19 protein-coding genes are annotated in these 14,995 nt (G+C 71.3%); 11 read left to right on the forward strand and 8 right to left on the reverse strand.

Translation table 11 applies throughout. From position 1 onward, the window contains the following. On the forward strand, window positions 1–636 hold the full coding sequence (locus AB0N82_RS08490) for an NAD(P)-binding domain-containing protein (protein WP_363390383.1): 636 nt from the start codon (window positions 1–3) through the stop codon (window positions 634–636). 136 nt (window positions 637–772) lie between these two features. Here the strand turns inward: AB0N82_RS08490 and AB0N82_RS08495 are convergent, their stop codons facing one another. The 6 genes from AB0N82_RS08495 to AB0N82_RS08520 all read right to left on the reverse strand — a co-directional run bounded on the left by AB0N82_RS08495 (window position 773) and on the right by AB0N82_RS08520 (window position 5,503). Next, complete coding sequence (locus AB0N82_RS08495) at window positions 773–1,933, reverse strand: cystathionine gamma-synthase (protein ID WP_363390386.1); 1,161 nt, start codon at window positions 1,931–1,933, stop codon at window positions 773–775. After that, the gene (locus tag AB0N82_RS08500; RefSeq protein ID WP_315995038.1) at window positions 1,930–2,934 is read right to left on the reverse strand and encodes a pyridoxal-phosphate dependent enzyme; all 1,005 of its coding nucleotides are present in this window, start codon (window positions 2,932–2,934) and stop codon (window positions 1,930–1,932) included. Before AB0N82_RS08500 ends, AB0N82_RS08495 begins: the two co-directional genes overlap by 4 nt. A 180-nt stretch (window positions 2,935–3,114) precedes the next feature. Next, complete coding sequence (locus tag AB0N82_RS08505; protein WP_363390389.1) at window positions 3,115–3,963, reverse strand: SDR family oxidoreductase; 849 nt, start codon at window positions 3,961–3,963, stop codon at window positions 3,115–3,117. 102 nt (window positions 3,964–4,065) lie between these two features. After that, on the reverse strand, window positions 4,066–4,386 hold the full coding sequence (locus AB0N82_RS08510; RefSeq protein WP_315995040.1) for a hypothetical protein: 321 nt from the start codon (window positions 4,384–4,386) through the stop codon (window positions 4,066–4,068). Beyond that, window positions 4,383–4,955 carry a hypothetical protein gene (locus AB0N82_RS08515; RefSeq protein WP_315995041.1) on the reverse strand — a complete coding sequence of 191 codons (573 nt, stop codon included), beginning with the start codon at window positions 4,953–4,955 and terminating at the stop codon, window positions 4,383–4,385. The genes AB0N82_RS08510 and AB0N82_RS08515 overlap by 4 nt, the downstream gene beginning before the upstream one ends. Window positions 4,956–4,960: 5 nt before the next feature. Beyond that, the gene (locus tag AB0N82_RS08520) at window positions 4,961–5,503 is read right to left on the reverse strand and encodes a sigma-70 family RNA polymerase sigma factor (RefSeq protein ID WP_136586844.1); all 543 of its coding nucleotides are present in this window, start codon (window positions 5,501–5,503) and stop codon (window positions 4,961–4,963) included. 121 nt (window positions 5,504–5,624) lie between these two features. Here AB0N82_RS08520 and AB0N82_RS08525 point away from each other — a divergent pair, with 121 nt between their 5' ends. The 5 genes from AB0N82_RS08525 to AB0N82_RS08545 all read left to right on the forward strand — a co-directional run bounded on the left by AB0N82_RS08525 (window position 5,625) and on the right by AB0N82_RS08545 (window position 9,524). Next, complete coding sequence (locus tag AB0N82_RS08525; RefSeq protein WP_315995042.1) at window positions 5,625–6,038, forward strand: Asp23/Gls24 family envelope stress response protein; 414 nt, start codon at window positions 5,625–5,627, stop codon at window positions 6,036–6,038. A gap of 150 nt (window positions 6,039–6,188) precedes the next feature. After that, window positions 6,189–7,028, forward strand: coding sequence for an NAD(P)-dependent oxidoreductase (locus tag AB0N82_RS08530; protein WP_363390394.1), 840 nt, complete (start codon window positions 6,189–6,191; stop codon window positions 7,026–7,028). Between the two features lie 34 nt (window positions 7,029–7,062). Further along, window positions 7,063–7,365: a hypothetical protein gene (locus tag AB0N82_RS08535; RefSeq protein ID WP_363390397.1), complete on the forward strand. Its 303-nt coding sequence runs from the start codon at window positions 7,063–7,065 to the stop codon at window positions 7,363–7,365. Between the two features lie 74 nt (window positions 7,366–7,439). Next, the gene (locus AB0N82_RS08540; RefSeq protein WP_363390400.1) at window positions 7,440–8,888 is read left to right on the forward strand and encodes an NAD(P)/FAD-dependent oxidoreductase; all 1,449 of its coding nucleotides are present in this window, start codon (window positions 7,440–7,442) and stop codon (window positions 8,886–8,888) included. Between the two features lie 12 nt (window positions 8,889–8,900). Beyond that, complete coding sequence (locus AB0N82_RS08545; protein WP_315995046.1) at window positions 8,901–9,524, forward strand: TetR/AcrR family transcriptional regulator; 624 nt, start codon at window positions 8,901–8,903, stop codon at window positions 9,522–9,524. An 87-nt stretch (window positions 9,525–9,611) separates the two neighbouring features. Here the strand turns inward: AB0N82_RS08545 and AB0N82_RS08550 are convergent, their stop codons facing one another. Then, window positions 9,612–10,934, reverse strand: a complete 1,323-nt coding sequence (locus tag AB0N82_RS08550; RefSeq protein ID WP_315995047.1) for an MFS transporter — start codon at window positions 10,932–10,934, stop codon at window positions 9,612–9,614. A 115-nt stretch (window positions 10,935–11,049) separates the two neighbouring features. Between AB0N82_RS08550 and AB0N82_RS08555 the strand changes: the two genes are divergently transcribed. The 4 genes from AB0N82_RS08555 (at window position 11,050) to AB0N82_RS08570 (ending at window position 13,741) form a co-directional block, all read left to right on the forward strand. Beyond that, the gene (locus AB0N82_RS08555; protein ID WP_363390404.1) at window positions 11,050–11,442 is read left to right on the forward strand and encodes a PaaI family thioesterase; all 393 of its coding nucleotides are present in this window, start codon (window positions 11,050–11,052) and stop codon (window positions 11,440–11,442) included. A gap of 406 nt (window positions 11,443–11,848) precedes the next feature. Beyond that, window positions 11,849–12,364, forward strand: a complete 516-nt coding sequence (locus AB0N82_RS08560) for a sigma-70 family RNA polymerase sigma factor (RefSeq protein WP_363390407.1) — start codon at window positions 11,849–11,851, stop codon at window positions 12,362–12,364. Further along, a complete protein-coding gene (locus tag AB0N82_RS08565; RefSeq protein WP_363390410.1) occupies window positions 12,351–13,349 on the forward strand; it encodes a hypothetical protein in 999 nt (332 codons plus the stop codon). The genes AB0N82_RS08560 and AB0N82_RS08565 overlap by 14 nt, the downstream gene beginning before the upstream one ends. Continuing rightward, window positions 13,346–13,741, forward strand: coding sequence for a hypothetical protein (locus AB0N82_RS08570; protein WP_363390413.1), 396 nt, complete (start codon window positions 13,346–13,348; stop codon window positions 13,739–13,741). The genes AB0N82_RS08565 and AB0N82_RS08570 overlap by 4 nt, the downstream gene beginning before the upstream one ends. A gap of 10 nt (window positions 13,742–13,751) precedes the next feature. Here the strand turns inward: AB0N82_RS08570 and AB0N82_RS08575 are convergent, their stop codons facing one another. Further along, entirely contained in the window at window positions 13,752–14,681 is a 930-nt protein-coding gene (locus AB0N82_RS08575) for an aldo/keto reductase (protein ID WP_315995052.1), read from the reverse strand. Window positions 14,682–14,791: 110 nt separating this feature from the next. Between AB0N82_RS08575 and AB0N82_RS08580 the strand changes: the two genes are divergently transcribed. Further along, window positions 14,792–14,995: a hypothetical protein gene (locus tag AB0N82_RS08580; RefSeq protein ID WP_315995053.1), complete on the forward strand. Its 204-nt coding sequence runs from the start codon at window positions 14,792–14,794 to the stop codon at window positions 14,993–14,995.

Genomic DNA, 14,995 nt, shown 5'->3' on the forward strand with positions numbered 1-14,995 from the left:
ATGACAACCGTAGGAATCATCGGCGCAGGAAACATCGGTTCGGCTCTCGCTCAGGGGTTCGCGGATCACGGCTACGACGTGGTCATCGCCAACTCGCGCGGTCCGGAGACCCTGGGCGACCTGGTCTCCTCCGTCGGAGAGCGCGCTCGCGCCGCCACCGCGCAGGAAGCCGCCGAGGCCGGCGACATCGTCGTGGTGACCGTGCCGCTGAAGGCGATCGACGACATCCCCGTCGCCCCTCTCGCCGGTAAGACCGTGCTCGACACGAACAACTACTACTTCGAGCGCGACGGGCACATCGCCGCCCTCGACGACAAGAAGACCACCACCTCGCAGATGCTGCAGGAGCACCTTCCCGAGTCGGTCGTCGTCAAGGCGTTCAATCACATCCCCGCGGCCGACATCCTCACCGGCGGCGCGCCGGCGGGCACCGACGACCGTCGCGCTCTGGCCACCTCGAGCGACTCCGACGAGGCCGTCGCCCTCGTCACCCGCATCTACGACGAGTTCGGCTTCGACACCGTGAACGTCGGTCCCCTGAGCGAGAGCTGGCGCGTCGAGCGCGACCAGCCCGCCTACGTCGTGCGTCAGAACCGGGGCGAGCTCGAGCAGAACCTGGCCCGCGCCGAGCGCTGAGCCGCTCCCCGCGTGAGTCGCCAATTCTCGTCGCTTCGGGAGACACGCAAGCGACGGAGATCGGCCACTCACGCGAAAAGACGAACCCGGCGCCCGCACGTGCGGGCGCCGGGTTCGTCGTATCGGCGGCGCAGCCTCAGAGCGACGCGAGCGCCTGGTCGACGTCGGCGATGAGGTCGTCGACCGACTCGATGCCCACCGACAGGCGCACGATCGTCTCGGGCACCGCGAGCTCGGTGCCGCGGACGGAGGCGTGGGTCATGGCATCCGGGTAGTTGACCAGCGACTCGACGCCGCCGAGGGACTCGGCGAGGGTGAACAGGCGGGTCGACTCCGCGAAGCGGCGCGCGGCTGCCCCGTCGGCGAGCTCGAGCGAGACGATGCCGCCGAAGCTGCTCATCTGCCGGGCCGCCAACTCGTGGCCGGGGTGGGAGGGGAGGCCGGGGTAGTAGACCTTCGCCACGCGGTCGTGCGCGAGCAGATGCTCGGCGACGGCCTGGGCGTTGGAGCTGTGGCGCTGCATGCGCACGGCCAGGGTCTTGATGCCGCGCGTCGTCAGGTAGGCGTCGAAGGGGCCCGACACGGCCCCCGCGGCGAACTGCAGGAACTGCACCTTCTCGGCCAACGCGGCGTCGGCGAACGCGAGGGCGCCGCCCACCACGTCGCTGTGTCCGCCGAGGTACTTCGTCGCGGAGTGCACGACGACGTCGGCGCCGAGCGAGAGCGGGCGCTGCAGGGCGGGCGAGGCGAAGGTGTTGTCGACGACGACCAGTGCGCCGGCGTCGTGCCCGAGACGCGAGAGACCCGCGATGTCGGTGATGCGGAGCATGGGGTTGCTGGGCGTCTCGACCCAGACCATCTTCGGCGCGCGCTCCGCGATGGCGGCGTCCACGGCATCCAGGTCGCTCATGTCGACGACGCGGAGCTTCACGCCCCAGGGGCCGAGCACGCGCGCCAGCAGGCGGTACGTGCCGCCGTAGACGTCGTTGCCGAGCAGCACCTCGTCGCCGGGTGCCAGGGCGGCCCGCAGAAGAGCGTCTTCGCCGGCGAGACCCGAGGCGAACGACAGCGCGCGGGCGCCGCCCTCGAGCGCGGCGATCTGCGTCTCGAGCGCGGTGCGGGTGGGGTTGCCGCTGCGGCCGTACTCGTAGCCTCCGCGCAGACCGCCGATGCCGTCCTGCGCGTAGGTCGTCGAGACGTGGATGGGCGGGATGACCGCGCCGGTGGTCTCATCGGGCGCCTGACCGGCGTGGACGGCGAGGCTGTCGAAACCGAGGGCGGCGTCGTGGGTGCTCATGCGGAGTGCTCCTGAGTGCTCGGGGGGATGACGGATGCCACGGGTGCAACGTCGTAGCCCCGCTGCGTCATCCAGTCGTCGTCGAAGATCTTGCTCAAGTAGCCGCGACCGTGGTCGGGCAGCACCACGACGACGACCGCGTCGGCGGGGAGCTCCCGGGCCACGCGCAACGCGCCCACGACGGCCATGCCGCTGGAGCCGCCGACGAGGAGGCCCTCCTCGCGGGCGAGGCGACGGGTCATCGCGAACGACTCGGCGTCGGAGACGCGCTCATAGGCGTCGACGAGGGTGGGGTCGAACGCCGGCGGCCAGAAGTCCTCGCCGACACCCTCGACGTCGTAGCCGTGGATGTCGTCTCCCGAGTAGATCGAGCCCTCGGGATCGACGCCGACGATGCGCACCGCAGAGCCGGCGACCTCGCGGAGGTACCGGCCGGTGCCGGTGATCGTGCCGCCCGTGCCGACACCCGCGACGAGGTGCGTCAGCTGCCCGTCGGTGTCGCGCCAGATCTCGGGGCCGGTGGTCTCGTAGTGGCTGCGCGGACCGTTCGGGTTGGCGTACTGGTTGGGCTTGAAGGCACCCGGGATCTCGCGGACGAGCCGGTCGGACACGCTGTAGTAGGAGTTCGGGTCGTCGGGTTCGACGTTCGTGGGGGTGACCACGACCTCGGCCCCGTAGGCGCGCAGCACCGCGCGCTTGTCCTCCGCGACCTTGTCGGGCACGACGAAGACGCAGCGGTATCCGCGCTGCTGCGCCACCAGGGCGAGACCGACGCCGGTGTTGCCGCTGGTGGGCTCGACGATGACTCCACCGGGTCGCAGCAGGCCGTCGCGCTCGGCGGCATCCACGATGTTCGCGGCGATGCGGTCCTTGGCCGATCCGCCGGGGTTGAAGTACTCGATCTTCGCGAGCACCGTGGCGGCGATGCCGTCGGTGACGCGGGTGAGACGGACGAGGGGGGTGTTGCCGACGAGGTCGGCGACGCTCTGGGCGTAACGCACGATGGCATCCTGGAAGGTTGGGTGCACCCGGCTGGGCGCGGCTGACGGGGTCGTCGAAAGGAACGCGGGGGCGTTCAGCGACAACAGCGACAGGTCAGCACGCGGTCAGCATACCCGAGTCGGGAGGGCGACGTCACGCGAGACCGATCCGTCTCCGGCTCGGCGTCTGTGGCTCCGGCCTCAGGACACCGCGCCCAGGAACTCCTCGAAGCTCTGCGCGGGACGACCCGTGACGCGCTCGACATCGGCGGACACCGCGGCGAGGTCACCGCTGGCGATGGAGGTGTACGTGCTCACCCACGCATCGACCTGCCAGCGCGGGGCGCCGAATGCGGCCCGCGACGCGTACGCCTCGTCCACCGTCTCATCGAGGAAGCGCACGGGGTGACCCCGCACCGCCGAGATCTTCTCGGCGACCTCGGTCATCGTCAACGCCTCGGGACCGGTGAGGTCGTAGGAGACGTCGGCGTGGGCGGACGGATCACGCAGCACCGCGACAGCCGTGGCGGCGACATCGGAGCGCGACACGAGCGAGCAACGCCCCTCGCCCGCGGGGCCGCGGATCACCCCGTCGTCGCCGGCGAAGAGCTCCATCATGTCCATGTAGAAGTTGTCGCGCAGGAAGGTGTAGCTCATCCCCGAGGCCCGGATGATGTCCTCGGTCGCCGCGTGGTCGCGACCGAGGGTGAACACCGCGTCGGGCGCGGCGGCGAGGAACGACGTGTAGACGATCGAGCGCACCCCGGCCCGGGCAGCGGCCTCGACGAACGTGCGGTGGTGCTCCACGCGGTCGGCGGTCTCCGACGCGGAGACCATCAGCAGCGTCTCGACTCCCTGCAGCGCCGCGTGAGCGGCATCCGCGTCGGAGTACCGGGCCACGTGGACCTCGGCACCGTCGAGACGCGGAGCGCGTGACGCATCGCGCACGAGAAGACGCTGCGGGATGCCGCGGGCGGCGAGGTCGCGCGCGACGCGGCCTCCCACGGCACCGGTGGATCCGGTGACGGCGATGACGGGCGGCGTGGACATACGGCCTCCGGGGGTGAGCGGTGCATCCAGCGTATTGCCCCGGGCACGGCACCGGCCGGGAATTGCCTCAGCGATGGAGCTTCGGCGCGCGAGAGCTCGGCCTCAGGTCGCGGGGGCGACCAGGCGGGCCACGCGCACGCGGACCGTCGCTGGCTCGTCGTCCCCGCCCGCACCCCGAGCCGCCGTCGCGACCGCCGCGGCGACGGCGGCGCTGTCGTCCTGCGTCGAGACCCCGATGCACACCGTGATGGCCCGGGCGCCCGGAACGTCGTCGACGGCGGACAGCGAGCCCTCGACGTCGGCGACGTGCTCGAACGCCCGTGCGACGACGGGCCGAGCGGAATAGCACTCCCGCACGCCCTCGACCGCGGTGACGGCCAGGTCGATGCGCGGAGCCAGTTCGGCTGCGGTGATGCGGGTCATGCGTCTTCCCCCTCGTCCAGATGCACGTCGCCGACGGTCACGTCGACGCGGCCCACCTTCAGATCGCCGTGCCTTTCGATCGCCAGACGGATGCCGTCGCGCATCTCGTCGACGGCGGCGGTGATCGCGCGCCCGAAGCGCACGCTGACCGTCACGCGCACGTCGAGCGGCGCATCGGGCTCGAGCTGGTTCAGCCGCACCCGGCCGACGAGCAGACCCTCGATCCCGTCGCCCACCGTACGGATCAGCTCGTACAGCGCGCCCTCGGTGACGACGATCTCGGTCCCGTCCTCGGTGCGCGCCAGAGGGATGTCACGGCCGGAGCGGAACTCCCGCATCACCTCCCGCATGATGCTGTCGTACCAGGAGTCGGCGAGGGGCTCGGCCGCCTGCTCCTCCACGATCTCGCGCGACAGCCGGCCCATGCGCTCCATCGAGGCGAGGATCGCCTGGCACTCGGCGTTGCGTTCGATCGCGGAGATGCGGGGGGTGCGCCCACGATCGAGGTAGGCGGAGAGGTCCTCCAGCGAATAGCCGGAGCCGCCGACGTCGTCGTTGAACTCGCTCATTCCGGTCACCTCCACTCCTGCATGCGTTCCAACACGGTCTTGCGAGCCCGGGCGAGGCGGCCTCGCACGGTGGCGGCCGACTCCCCCACCTCGACGGCGATCTCGTCGTAGCTGTGGCCGCCGACCTCGCGCAGCACCCACACCACGCGCAGTTCCTCGGGCAGCTCCGCCAACACCTTCTTCAGGGCGTCCATCTGCGACGACGCCACGGCTGAGCGCTCCGGGTCATCGGCCGCCGAGACCATCTCCTCGTCGATCTGATCGGAGATCTTGCGGGAACGGAGGCGATCCGTCGCCTTCCGCGACACGATGGTCGTGAGCCAGCTTCGCACCTTCTCGGGATCGGTGAGATCAGGCAGGCGACGCCACGCCGTGATGAGCGCCTCCTGGACGCAGTCGTCGGCGTCCGCCCGCGAACCGGTGAGGCGCGTGGCGAACGCGACGAGGAACGGCGCGTGTCGACGCACCAGGACCCCGAACGCCAGCTGGTCGCCGTCGGCCGCGCGCGACGCGAGGAAGGCGTCGGTGGCGGTGGACAAAGAGGGCATCGTGGTTCCTGTCAGCGAATTTCCAGCCTCGAGTCGTGACGTTTCACGAACCGGGTCCGTCCACATAGCGAAACACCCCGCACCCTTCGGGGACGGGGATCTTGACGAAAGGACGCTCCTCATGGCACAGAACTCCTCCCTCTCCGCCGACGCCCGCACCAGCGGCGGCAAGACCGTCATCGTCGACCCCGTGGTCGCCAAGGTCGCCGGCATCGCCGCGGCCGAGGTTCCCGGGGTTCACGCCCTCGGCGGCGGAGCCGCTCGCGTGATCGGCAACATCCGCCAGGCCGTCGGCGCCAAGGACTACGCGCAGGGCGTGAGTGTCGAGGTCGGCGAGACCGAGGTCGCCGCCGACATCGCGATCCAGGTCGACTACCCCGAGCGCATCCAGCGCGTGGCGGACGACGTCCGGTCGTCCGTGCGCCAGGCGATCACCGAGATCGTCGGCATGAAGGCGGTCGAGATCAACGTCACCGTGGTCGACGTCTTCATCCCCGGCGACGACGACGAGCAGGAGGAGGCGCGCGTCCACTGACGTGTCGTCCGGGCCCGCGAGCACGCCGCTCGCGGGCCTTTCCTCTGCCCGGCGCGGCGGACCGATCGGCGGGTCGCGTCAATGGACGCACCGGTGTCGGAGCCGACCGCTATCGTCGGCGACACCCCTCCCCCACACCCCAGGAGTCCTATGCGCATCGCCCTCACCGGCTCGTCCGGCAAACTCGGCACCGTCGTCGCCCGCGAACTGCGCGCGGCCGGCCATGACGTGATCGGCCTCGACGTCCGCGGCGAGCGCGGCCCCGGGTTCGTCCAGGTCGACCTCACCGACTACGGCCAGGTCATCGACGCCCTCGCCGGCGTGAACGACCAGCACAGCGGCGTCGACGCCCTGGTGCACCTCGGCGCGATCCCGGCCCCCGGCATCCGTTCCGACGTCGCGACCTTCCACAACAACATGACCAGCACGTTCAACGTGTTCTGGGCCGCGGTGCGGCTCGGCATCGAGAAGATCGTCTACGCCTCCAGCGAGACCGTGCTGGGGCTCCCCTTCGATGTTCCGCCGCCCTACATCCCCGTCGACGAGGAGTACGCGCCGCGGCCGGAGTCGGTCTACTCGCTCGTCAAGACGCTCGAAGAACGCATGGCGACCGAGCTGGTGCGGTGGAACCCCGACCTGTCGGTCACGGCGCTGCGCTTCTCGAACGTGATGGTCCCGGAGGACTACGCGGAGTTCCCCTTCGACGCCGACGCCCGCACCCGCAAGTGGAACCTCTGGGGCTACATCGACGCACGCGACGGCGCCCAGGCGATCGAGCGCGCCCTCGAGGTGGCCCCGGCGGGCTTCGAAACGTTCATCATCGCCGCGGCCGACACGGTCATGACCCGGCCGAATGACGAGCTCGTGGCCGAGGTGTTCCCGGGCGTCGAGACGCGCGAACTGGGCGAGAACACGACCCTGCTGTCCATCGACAAGGCGCGGCGCCTGCTGGGTTACGACCCGCAGCACTCCTGGCGCGACGGGCGCTGACCCGCGGCCCGTGGGGGCGTGACAGACTCGCCGGATGGATGCCGATGAGTCGCCGAACACGCCCCCACCGGCGCCGCCCACGCCCGCGTCGGACGAGCCGGTGATCCCGCTGCCCACGGCGCACGAGAAGGAGACGAAGTTCCTCGCGCGCAGCGGAGCGGTGGTGACCCTGCGTCTCATCGACACCGGGCGGTTCGAGGTCAAGCTCGACACCCGCGGCGACTACACCGCAACCCTCCTGCACGAGAGAGACACGTTCGCCCTGCACCCGGCTCCGGGCGTGCACGCGATCGGAGGAACGGACCTGACCGCGACCGACCTGTACGAGCGGTTCTGACCGCGAGCACAAGCCCCGGCGCCGAGGTGCGGGCGGCGGATTGACTGGTCTCCTCGACCTCCGGGAGGACCACCGTGAACGCCACCGCTCAGCCCGCCACCACGCCCGGCGACGCCGGTGACGCGACCGACCGCTACGACGTCGCCGTCATCGGCGCAGGGCCCGCCGGCACCGCCGCAGCCCTCCGCGCCGCGGAGCTGGGTGCGCGCGTCGTCGTGCTCGAGGCCGGTCGCGTCGGGGGGACATGCGTGAACACGGGGTGCGTCCCCACCCGTGTCCTCGCGAAGGCCGCGCGCCTCATGCGCGAGACCCGCTCGGCCGACGACTACGGCATCGTCGTCGATGAGCCGCGCGTGGACTGGTCGGCGGTCGTCTCGCGCGTGCACGAGCGGGTGGATGCCGTGCGGTCGATCAAGCGGGAGGCCGAACGGTTCGCGGAGGCCGGCGTCGACCTCGTGCACGAGGGCCGCGCCCGCTTCGCCGACGAGCACACCCTCGTGCTCGACAGCGGCCGACGCATCCGGGCGGAGTCGATCCTCGTGTGCGTGGGCGGGCACTCGCGCCGTCTTCCCATCCCCGGCGCGGAACTCGCCACCGTCCCCGAGGACGTCCTGTCGCTGCCCGATCTGCCGGGTCGGGTCGCCGTGATCGGCGCGGGCAACACCGGCGCGCAACTGGTGACGGTGTTCCGCTCCTTCGGATCGGAGGTGACGCTGCTCGACGTCGCGCCGCGCGTGCTCATGGCGTCGGACGCCGCGATCTCGCGGGTGATCGCCGACTCGCTCACCCGGAACGGCGTCGACGTGCGCACCGGAATCGACACCGTCGAACGACTCGATCGTCGCGACGATGGGGCGATCAACCTGACCTGGCGGGAGGACGACGACAGCCGGAGCATCGACGTCGACGTCGTCGTGATGGCCACCGGGTGGCCCGCCGACGTCGAGGACCTCGGTCTGTCGAAGGCGGGGGTGGAGGTGGAGCGTTCGGCGATCCCCGTCGACCGCTACTTCCGCACGATCGTTCCGCACATCCTCGCGGTCGGCGACGCGAACGGTCGCGACATGCTCGTACAGGCGGCGCAGTTCGAGGGTGAGGCCGCGGCCGAGAACGCCGTCCTGGGGGCGAACCGCCGCACGCCGCACCACCTGCTGCCCGCGGGCGGATTCACCGACCCCGACTACGCCGGCGTCGGCCTGACCGAGGAGCAGGCGCGCGATCGCGACCCGTCGTGCGTCGTGGCCACCGTGCGTTTCGCCGACCTCGATCGGGCCGTCATCGACGACCGGGAGAACGGGTTCCTGATGCTCATCGCGGACCGTCGCCGCGAACTCGTGCTGGGCGCTCACGCGGTCGGCGAGAACGCGGTCGAGGTCATCCAATCGGTCACCACCGCCATGGCGGCCGGCATCGACGTCGCGACGCTGGCGGGGGTGCGCTTCGCCTACCCCACCTACAGCGCGGTGATCGGTAATGCGGCGCGCGCTCTTCTGCACGCCGACGCCCCGGCGCTGCTGGAGTGACACACTGACAACGTGACCGCCGCGAACTCCGCCCCGACCGCTGCCGACGTGCCCGCCCGGCGGGGCCGGCCCGGGTACGACCGCGACGGCATCCTGGCCGTCGCGGTGCAGCTGTTCAACGAGCAGGGCTACGACGCCACGAGCGTGTCCGACCTCGCGCGCCGCCTGGGGCTGGCCAAATCCGCGCTGTACCACCACTTCTCCTCGAAGGAGGAGCTGCTCTCGGTCGCCCTCGAGGCGGCCCTCGGCGGGCTCGAAGCGGTGCTCGACGACCCGCGCGCCGTCGAGGGCGCGGCATCCGACCGCCTGCGGCACGTGCTCACCGGGGCGACCGACGTACTCGTGGCGCAGCTGCCCGCGGTGACGTTGCTACTGCGCGTACGCGGCAACAGCCCCGTCGAGCAGGCGGCCCTCGAACGCCGGCGCGTCTTCGACCACCGCGTGACCGCGCTCGTCGCCGACGCCCAGGCCGAGGGCGACGTGCGCGACGACGTCGACGCCGCCGTGGCGGCGCGCCTGCTGTTCGGCATGATCAACTCCGTCGTGGAGTGGTACCGCCCTGGGGGCGGCGTCGACGGCGATCGCCTCGGGGCCGACATCGTGCGCATCGCACTGGAGGGCCTGCGCACGTCCTGACCGGCGCGGGCGTTCCGGCCCGGGGGCGCGCGATGACCGAAACGGGGCCCCGCGCCGTCGCGCAGGGCCCCGTCGTGGCATCCGGGATCAGGCCCTCAGGTCGATGCCCTTGGGCTCCTTGATGAACGAGACCGCGACCAGCGACACCAGGGCGGCGACGGCGATGTACGCGCCGATCGTCCAGGACGCACCGGTCGAGCGCAGCAGCGCCTCGGCGATCATGGGGGCGAAGGCGCCGCCCAGGATCGCGCCGAGGGCGTAGCCGATCGAGACGCCGGAGTAGCGCACGTTCGCCGGGAACATCTCCGCGTACAGCGCCGCCTGGGGACCGTATGACAGGCCGAGGCCGAGGGTCATGACGAACAGGGCGACGAAGTACCAGACGATGTTCCCCGTGTCGATGAGGAACCACATCGGCACGGCCCAGATCGCCAGCAGGAGATACCCGAGCTGGAAGGTGCGCACGCGACCCAGCGTGTCGGAGAGTCGACCGCCCCAGAGGGTGAATCCGAGCCACCCGAAGGATGCCAGGGTCGTGGCCAGCAGCACGGTGGGGCGCTCGAGCCCGAGGACGGTGACCGTGTAGGTGGCGAAGAAGGCGATGAGCAGATAGCCCGCGGCGTTGTTGCCGATGAACACCAGCGCGGTCAGCACGACCTGCCGCCAATTCTTGCGGAACAGCTGACCGAGCGGCGCGGAGGACTCCTTGCGCCGACGCAGGAGGTCCTCGAAGACGGGGCTCTCCTCCACCGCGCGGCGGATGACGTAGCCGACGACGATGAGCACGATCGAGAAGAGGAAGGGCACGCGCCAGCCCCACGCGAGGAAGGCTTCGGCCGACATCGACGAGGTGAGGATCCACAGCGTCGCGGTGGCGAGGATCATGCCGACCGGCACGCCGATCTGCGGGTACGCCCCGAAGTACCCGCGACGGTTCGCGGGAGCGTGCTCGACCGAGAGCAGCGCCGCCCCTCCCCACTCGCCGCCGGCCGAGAAGCCCTGCAGCACGCGCAGCAGGATGAGCAGGACGGGGGCCGCCACACCGATCGCCGCGTAGGTCGGCAGCACGCCGATCAGGGCCGTCGAGACCCCCATCATGATCAGCGTGAGGACGAGCATCTTCTTGCGGCCGAGGCGGTCGCCGAGGTAGCCGGCCACGATCGCGCCGAGCGGGCGGAAGAGGAACGAGATGCCGATCGTCGCGAACGACAGCACCTGGGCGATGGCCGGGTCGGTCTGGGCGAGTGGGGCGAGGAACAGCGGCGCGAGCACGAGGCCGGCCGCCTGGGCGTAGATGAAGAAGTCGTACCACTCGATCGAGGTGCCCACGAGCGTGCCCGCGAGGACGCGCCGCTCCTCTCGGGTCACGCCGGTGGTGGCGGGGGCGGATGCCGCTGTCTGCGAGGCCATGAGAACTCCGTCGTTCTGTGGGCGGGGAATCTCGGGGGCACTGTTACCGACCGAGCGTTCAGTAATAGTGTCAGAGGCGCGACCGTCCGACAAGAGGACGGCGGAAGGAGCCGCCATGACACCGTGGACCATCGTTCCCGGCGCCCTCGACGAGCGTCTCGGCATCGTCGTCACGGCGCAGTCGACCGACGGCGTCAGCGCGTCGATGCCCGTCGACGGCAACACGCAGTCGCTCGGTCGGCTGCACGGCGGCGCCACCGCCGCCCTCGCCGAAGCGGTGGGGTCGTGGGCGGCGATGATCCACGCCTCGACCCTCGGGAAGGTCTGCGTCGGCGTCGACCTCAACATCACGCACCACCGCGGTGCCCGCGACGGGCGCATCCACGCCGTCGCGACCCCGGCCCACCGCGGGCGCCGTGTCGCGACCTACGACGTGCGCGTGACCGACGACGACGACCGGCTCATCGCGACGGCGCGCATCACGAATCTGCTCGTCGAGCCGGACTGAGAGCGTCCGTCTCACCGCGCGCAGACCGGGTTCGATGACGCACGCCCCGGGGAAGCACAGCGATGGCATCCGGAGGCGGTCACCGCCGTGTTCGACGGCCGCCCCGGCGAGCGCGCAAGGGATGCCGTGCGCCGCGCTCTGGCATCCTGGGTGACATGACGAGGATCCGAGGGAGTGCACCGCCCCCATGCAGTGCACTCCCTCGCCCGTCGACCTCAGTCCCGAACATCTGTCGACGGGCGTATGGGCGTCGTCTCGAAGCCGGAGACGACACCCACCCCCATCTGTGTGGTGTCAGTGGGGGCGCATTCCTTACAAGGGGACGAAATCTTTTTCCTGCGCGTCGCCGCGTAAGGATTCCCGGCATTCCGACACAGCCCTCTCGAACGCACGGAGACGCGCGCCGGTGATCGACGAGACGGAATTCGTGGCGCTCTTCCGCGAGCACCACAACGCCGTTCGGCGGTTCATCGAACGGCGCGTGTCGGATCGCGAGGCCGCCGCCGACCTCACGATGGATTGCTTCGAGATCGCGTGGCGCAAACGCGATCCGCGTGATCCGTTCGGATTGCCGTGGTTGTACCGCACCGCGCGCAACCTCATCGCGAATGAATATCGGCGACGCGACAGGGAGGGGGCATTGTGGACGCACATCGAAGACCACGTGCGCGCTCTGGCGAGCGAGGCCGAACCCGCGATGGCGCAACGCCTCGTCGATGCCATCCGCGGTCTTCCCGAGCGCGAACGCGAGATCCTCTGGCTCACGTATTGGGAGGAGCTCTCGGCCGCCGAGGTGGCCCTTGTCATGGAGATGAACGCCGGCGCGGTGTGGACGCGACTGAATCGAGCGAGGGCACGGTTGCGACCTCTCCTGGACGGCGCCGTCGTCCCCGCGAAGGGGGTGGGCGATGACCGACGATGACCTCGCGCGCGCGCTGCGCCGCCTCGACCCCGCCGAGACCCCGCTCGACGCCCCCCTCCCCCTCGACGCCGAGCGGCGTCTGCGGCAGATCCTCGACCGCCCGCCCGTGCGTCGCCGTCGCCCCGCACTGGCGTGGACGTCGGCGGCCGCCGCCGTCGTGCTGATCCTGACCATCGTGACGGGGGTGCTGTGGATGCCGGGGTCCTCGGCATCCGCTCTCACCCCCAAGCCCCTCGTCTACACGGCCGTGCCCAGCGGAACCGGCGCCGCGGAGGTGGTCGCGGACGCGCAGGCCCGGCTGGCCGCCGGGGACGACGGCGCCGCCGCGGAGCGCCGCTCCCTGTCGCTCGGCTGGTACTTCAGCGCCTCCCCCGACGGGGCCGAGGCGACGGTGTTCCGACGCGAGTGGGTGGATCTGCGGTGGAACGAGGACTTCTCCGGGTCGGTGGTGACCACGGCGGCCGAGGCCACGAACGCCGACGGCGACACCGTGCCGAACGTCGACCCCGCTCCCGGGACCGTCGTCGGTGACGTGCGTTACGTGCGCAACCAGTTCCGCCCCCTGTCGCCGACGCCGCCGGAGGCGTCGCCCGAGGCGATGCGCACGCTGCTGACGACGGCGACGGGGGCCACCGACACCTTGGACGCTGGCGATGCCATCGTGGGGGTGCGGAGCATCCAGGGCGAGTGGACCCTGGACGACGCCCAGCAGTCCGCGCTGCTGGACGTCGTCGCCGCGTCGCCCGGTCTTCGGGCGCTCGGGACGACCCAGGACCGCCTCGGGCGCGAGGTCGTGGGCCTGGCCGGCATCCCCTCATCGACCGCGAACACCGAGGTGACGCTGCTGCTGTCGACCGAGACCGGACGCATCGTCGGATTCGAGTCGGCGCTGACCGCCGCGAACACCGACCTCGACCTGCCCGCCGGGTCGCTCACCGAATACGCCCTGTGGGACGCGCAGGACAGAGAGGACGCTCCCCGATGAGCCGCACCGACGATCAGCCCGCCGACCTCCACCCCGACATCGCCGCGGCCCTCGCCGGGATCCCCGGCGGGGTCGTGGTCGACGCCCGCCACGCGGTGTGGCCGGAGCTCGGCATGAGGGTCGACGTGCCCGCCGACGACGACAAGGCGGTCGGCAGCTGCGCCACCGGCAACGTGTGCGCCTTCAGCGGCACCGGCCTGTCGGGCACGCGCGTGTCCTGGTCGACGTGCGGCACGTACGCGCCGGGCATCACCGTGCGCTCGATCGCCAACGCCCGGTCGGCGGGCTACGCTCAGGCGCGCACCTCGGCGGGATCGGTGCTGGCCACGGCGATCGCGGGCTCGTCGGCGAACGTCTCGGGCTCGGTCGCCGACGTGCGCTGCGTGTCCTGAATCCGCGGCGTCAGCGCCACGGACGTTCCGAGCGTTCCCGCCAGTAGACCACCGGGTCCACAGCGAGGGCGTCGAGCTCGGACCGCTCGATCGACCGTGCCGGAGCGACCGCGCCACGGCGCAGGTGCGCGCGCGTGGTCGCGCCGAGAAGCACGACGTCGGCGAAGGACTGCGCCCGCGCGACGCCGATCGCGAAGACGTCGGGATCGGTCCCGGATGCCGTCCGGGCGAGGGTGTCGCCCGGTTCGGCCTCGGCCAGCGCGCCGTTGGCGAGCACCTCCTTGAGCACCACCGTCCAGCCGGCGTCGTGCGCCGCGGCGAGCGCCTCACCGGCAGACGCCTCGCGCAGGTTCCACGTCGACTGCACCGCGCGGAACGGCGTGTCGGCGAGGGCCAGGGCCGCGCGCAGCACCTCGCCCTGGCGCGGCCCGCTCGTCGACAGCCCCACGCGCACCCCCTCGTCCCGCAACCGACGCATCCGCTCGAGCACCGCGGCATCCATGAGGACCGGACTCTCGGGGGTGACGGAATGGATCAGGTAGAGATCGGGGGCCGTCCCGAGCGCCTCGAGCGTCTCGGGCCACTGCCGGTCGAACATCGCGGCCGAGTGCTCCTTGCGCTCGTGGACCGCGGCATCCATCTTCCAGTCGCCGACGTACGCATAGCCCCACTTCGAGCCGATCGTGAGCGAGGCGCGGCGCTCGGGATGGACAGCCAGCCACGACCCGAGGAACTCCTCGGCGAACCCGTACGACCGTGCCGCATCCACATACCGGATGCCGAGTGCCCACGCTTCGTCTAGCAGCTCGTGCGCCCGCGCGCGCAGGGCGTCGATCGACCGTTCGGCGGGGTCGCCCAGGTCGGCGTCGCGTGCCGTGGTGATGTAGGCCGGGCGGCCGACGGCGGCGAGACCGAGGCCGAGGGGGACGGGGACGCTCATGCTCCGACGCTATCGGGCGCGCGCGGCATCGGACGGGCGGGAACACGACGGGTGCCGGCGCGGTTCTTCCTGCTGTCCGCCGTCGGCGGTGCCTCCAGGAGCCCTCTGCCATGACCTACCCCGACATGCCCGTCGATGACCGGCAGCCTATCTGCCCGGCGTGCGGCATCACGATGCACCCTCTCGTGGACGAGGGGGAGGATGCCGACGAGTGCCGCGAGTGCGGGTTCCAGCTGGAGTGGCCGGCCGCACGCGGCGCCGCGCGCGACGAGGACGACGACCGCCCGCTCTCGCGCTGGGACGACGAAGGCTGA

It is taken from the genome of Microbacterium sp. NPDC089186 (genome assembly GCF_040685115.1).
Lineage (GTDB): Bacteria > Actinomycetota > Actinomycetes > Actinomycetales > Microbacteriaceae > Microbacterium > Microbacterium galbum.

Coding starts and splice junctions, on each gene's coding strand:
- AB0N82_RS08565 (WP_363390410.1), top strand. CDS start 12,351: ATGACCGACGATGACCTCGCGCGCGCGCTGCGCCGCCTCGACCCCGCC.
- AB0N82_RS08510 (WP_315995040.1), bottom strand. CDS start 4,386: ATGACCCGCATCACCGCAGCCGAACTGGCTCCGCGCATCGACCTGGCC.
- AB0N82_RS08520 (WP_136586844.1), bottom strand. CDS start 5,503: ATGCCCTCTTTGTCCACCGCCACCGACGCCTTCCTCGCGTCGCGCGCG.
- AB0N82_RS08495 (WP_363390386.1), bottom strand. CDS start 1,933: ATGAGCACCCACGACGCCGCCCTCGGTTTCGACAGCCTCGCCGTCCAC.
- AB0N82_RS08530 (WP_363390394.1), top strand. CDS start 6,189: ATGCGCATCGCCCTCACCGGCTCGTCCGGCAAACTCGGCACCGTCGTC.
- AB0N82_RS08515 (WP_315995041.1), bottom strand. CDS start 4,955: ATGAGCGAGTTCAACGACGACGTCGGCGGCTCCGGCTATTCGCTGGAG.
- AB0N82_RS08575 (WP_315995052.1), bottom strand. CDS start 14,681: ATGAGCGTCCCCGTCCCCCTCGGCCTCGGTCTCGCCGCCGTCGGCCGC.
- AB0N82_RS08550 (WP_315995047.1), bottom strand. CDS start 10,934: ATGGCCTCGCAGACAGCGGCATCCGCCCCCGCCACCACCGGCGTGACC.
- AB0N82_RS08525 (WP_315995042.1), top strand. CDS start 5,625: ATGGCACAGAACTCCTCCCTCTCCGCCGACGCCCGCACCAGCGGCGGC.
- AB0N82_RS08535 (WP_363390397.1), top strand. CDS start 7,063: ATGGATGCCGATGAGTCGCCGAACACGCCCCCACCGGCGCCGCCCACG.
- AB0N82_RS08490 (WP_363390383.1), top strand. CDS start 1: ATGACAACCGTAGGAATCATCGGCGCAGGAAACATCGGTTCGGCTCTC.
- AB0N82_RS08555 (WP_363390404.1), top strand. CDS start 11,050: ATGACACCGTGGACCATCGTTCCCGGCGCCCTCGACGAGCGTCTCGGC.
- AB0N82_RS08505 (WP_363390389.1), bottom strand. CDS start 3,963: ATGTCCACGCCGCCCGTCATCGCCGTCACCGGATCCACCGGTGCCGTG.
- AB0N82_RS08570 (WP_363390413.1), top strand. CDS start 13,346: ATGAGCCGCACCGACGATCAGCCCGCCGACCTCCACCCCGACATCGCC.
- AB0N82_RS08580 (WP_315995053.1), top strand. CDS start 14,792: ATGACCTACCCCGACATGCCCGTCGATGACCGGCAGCCTATCTGCCCG.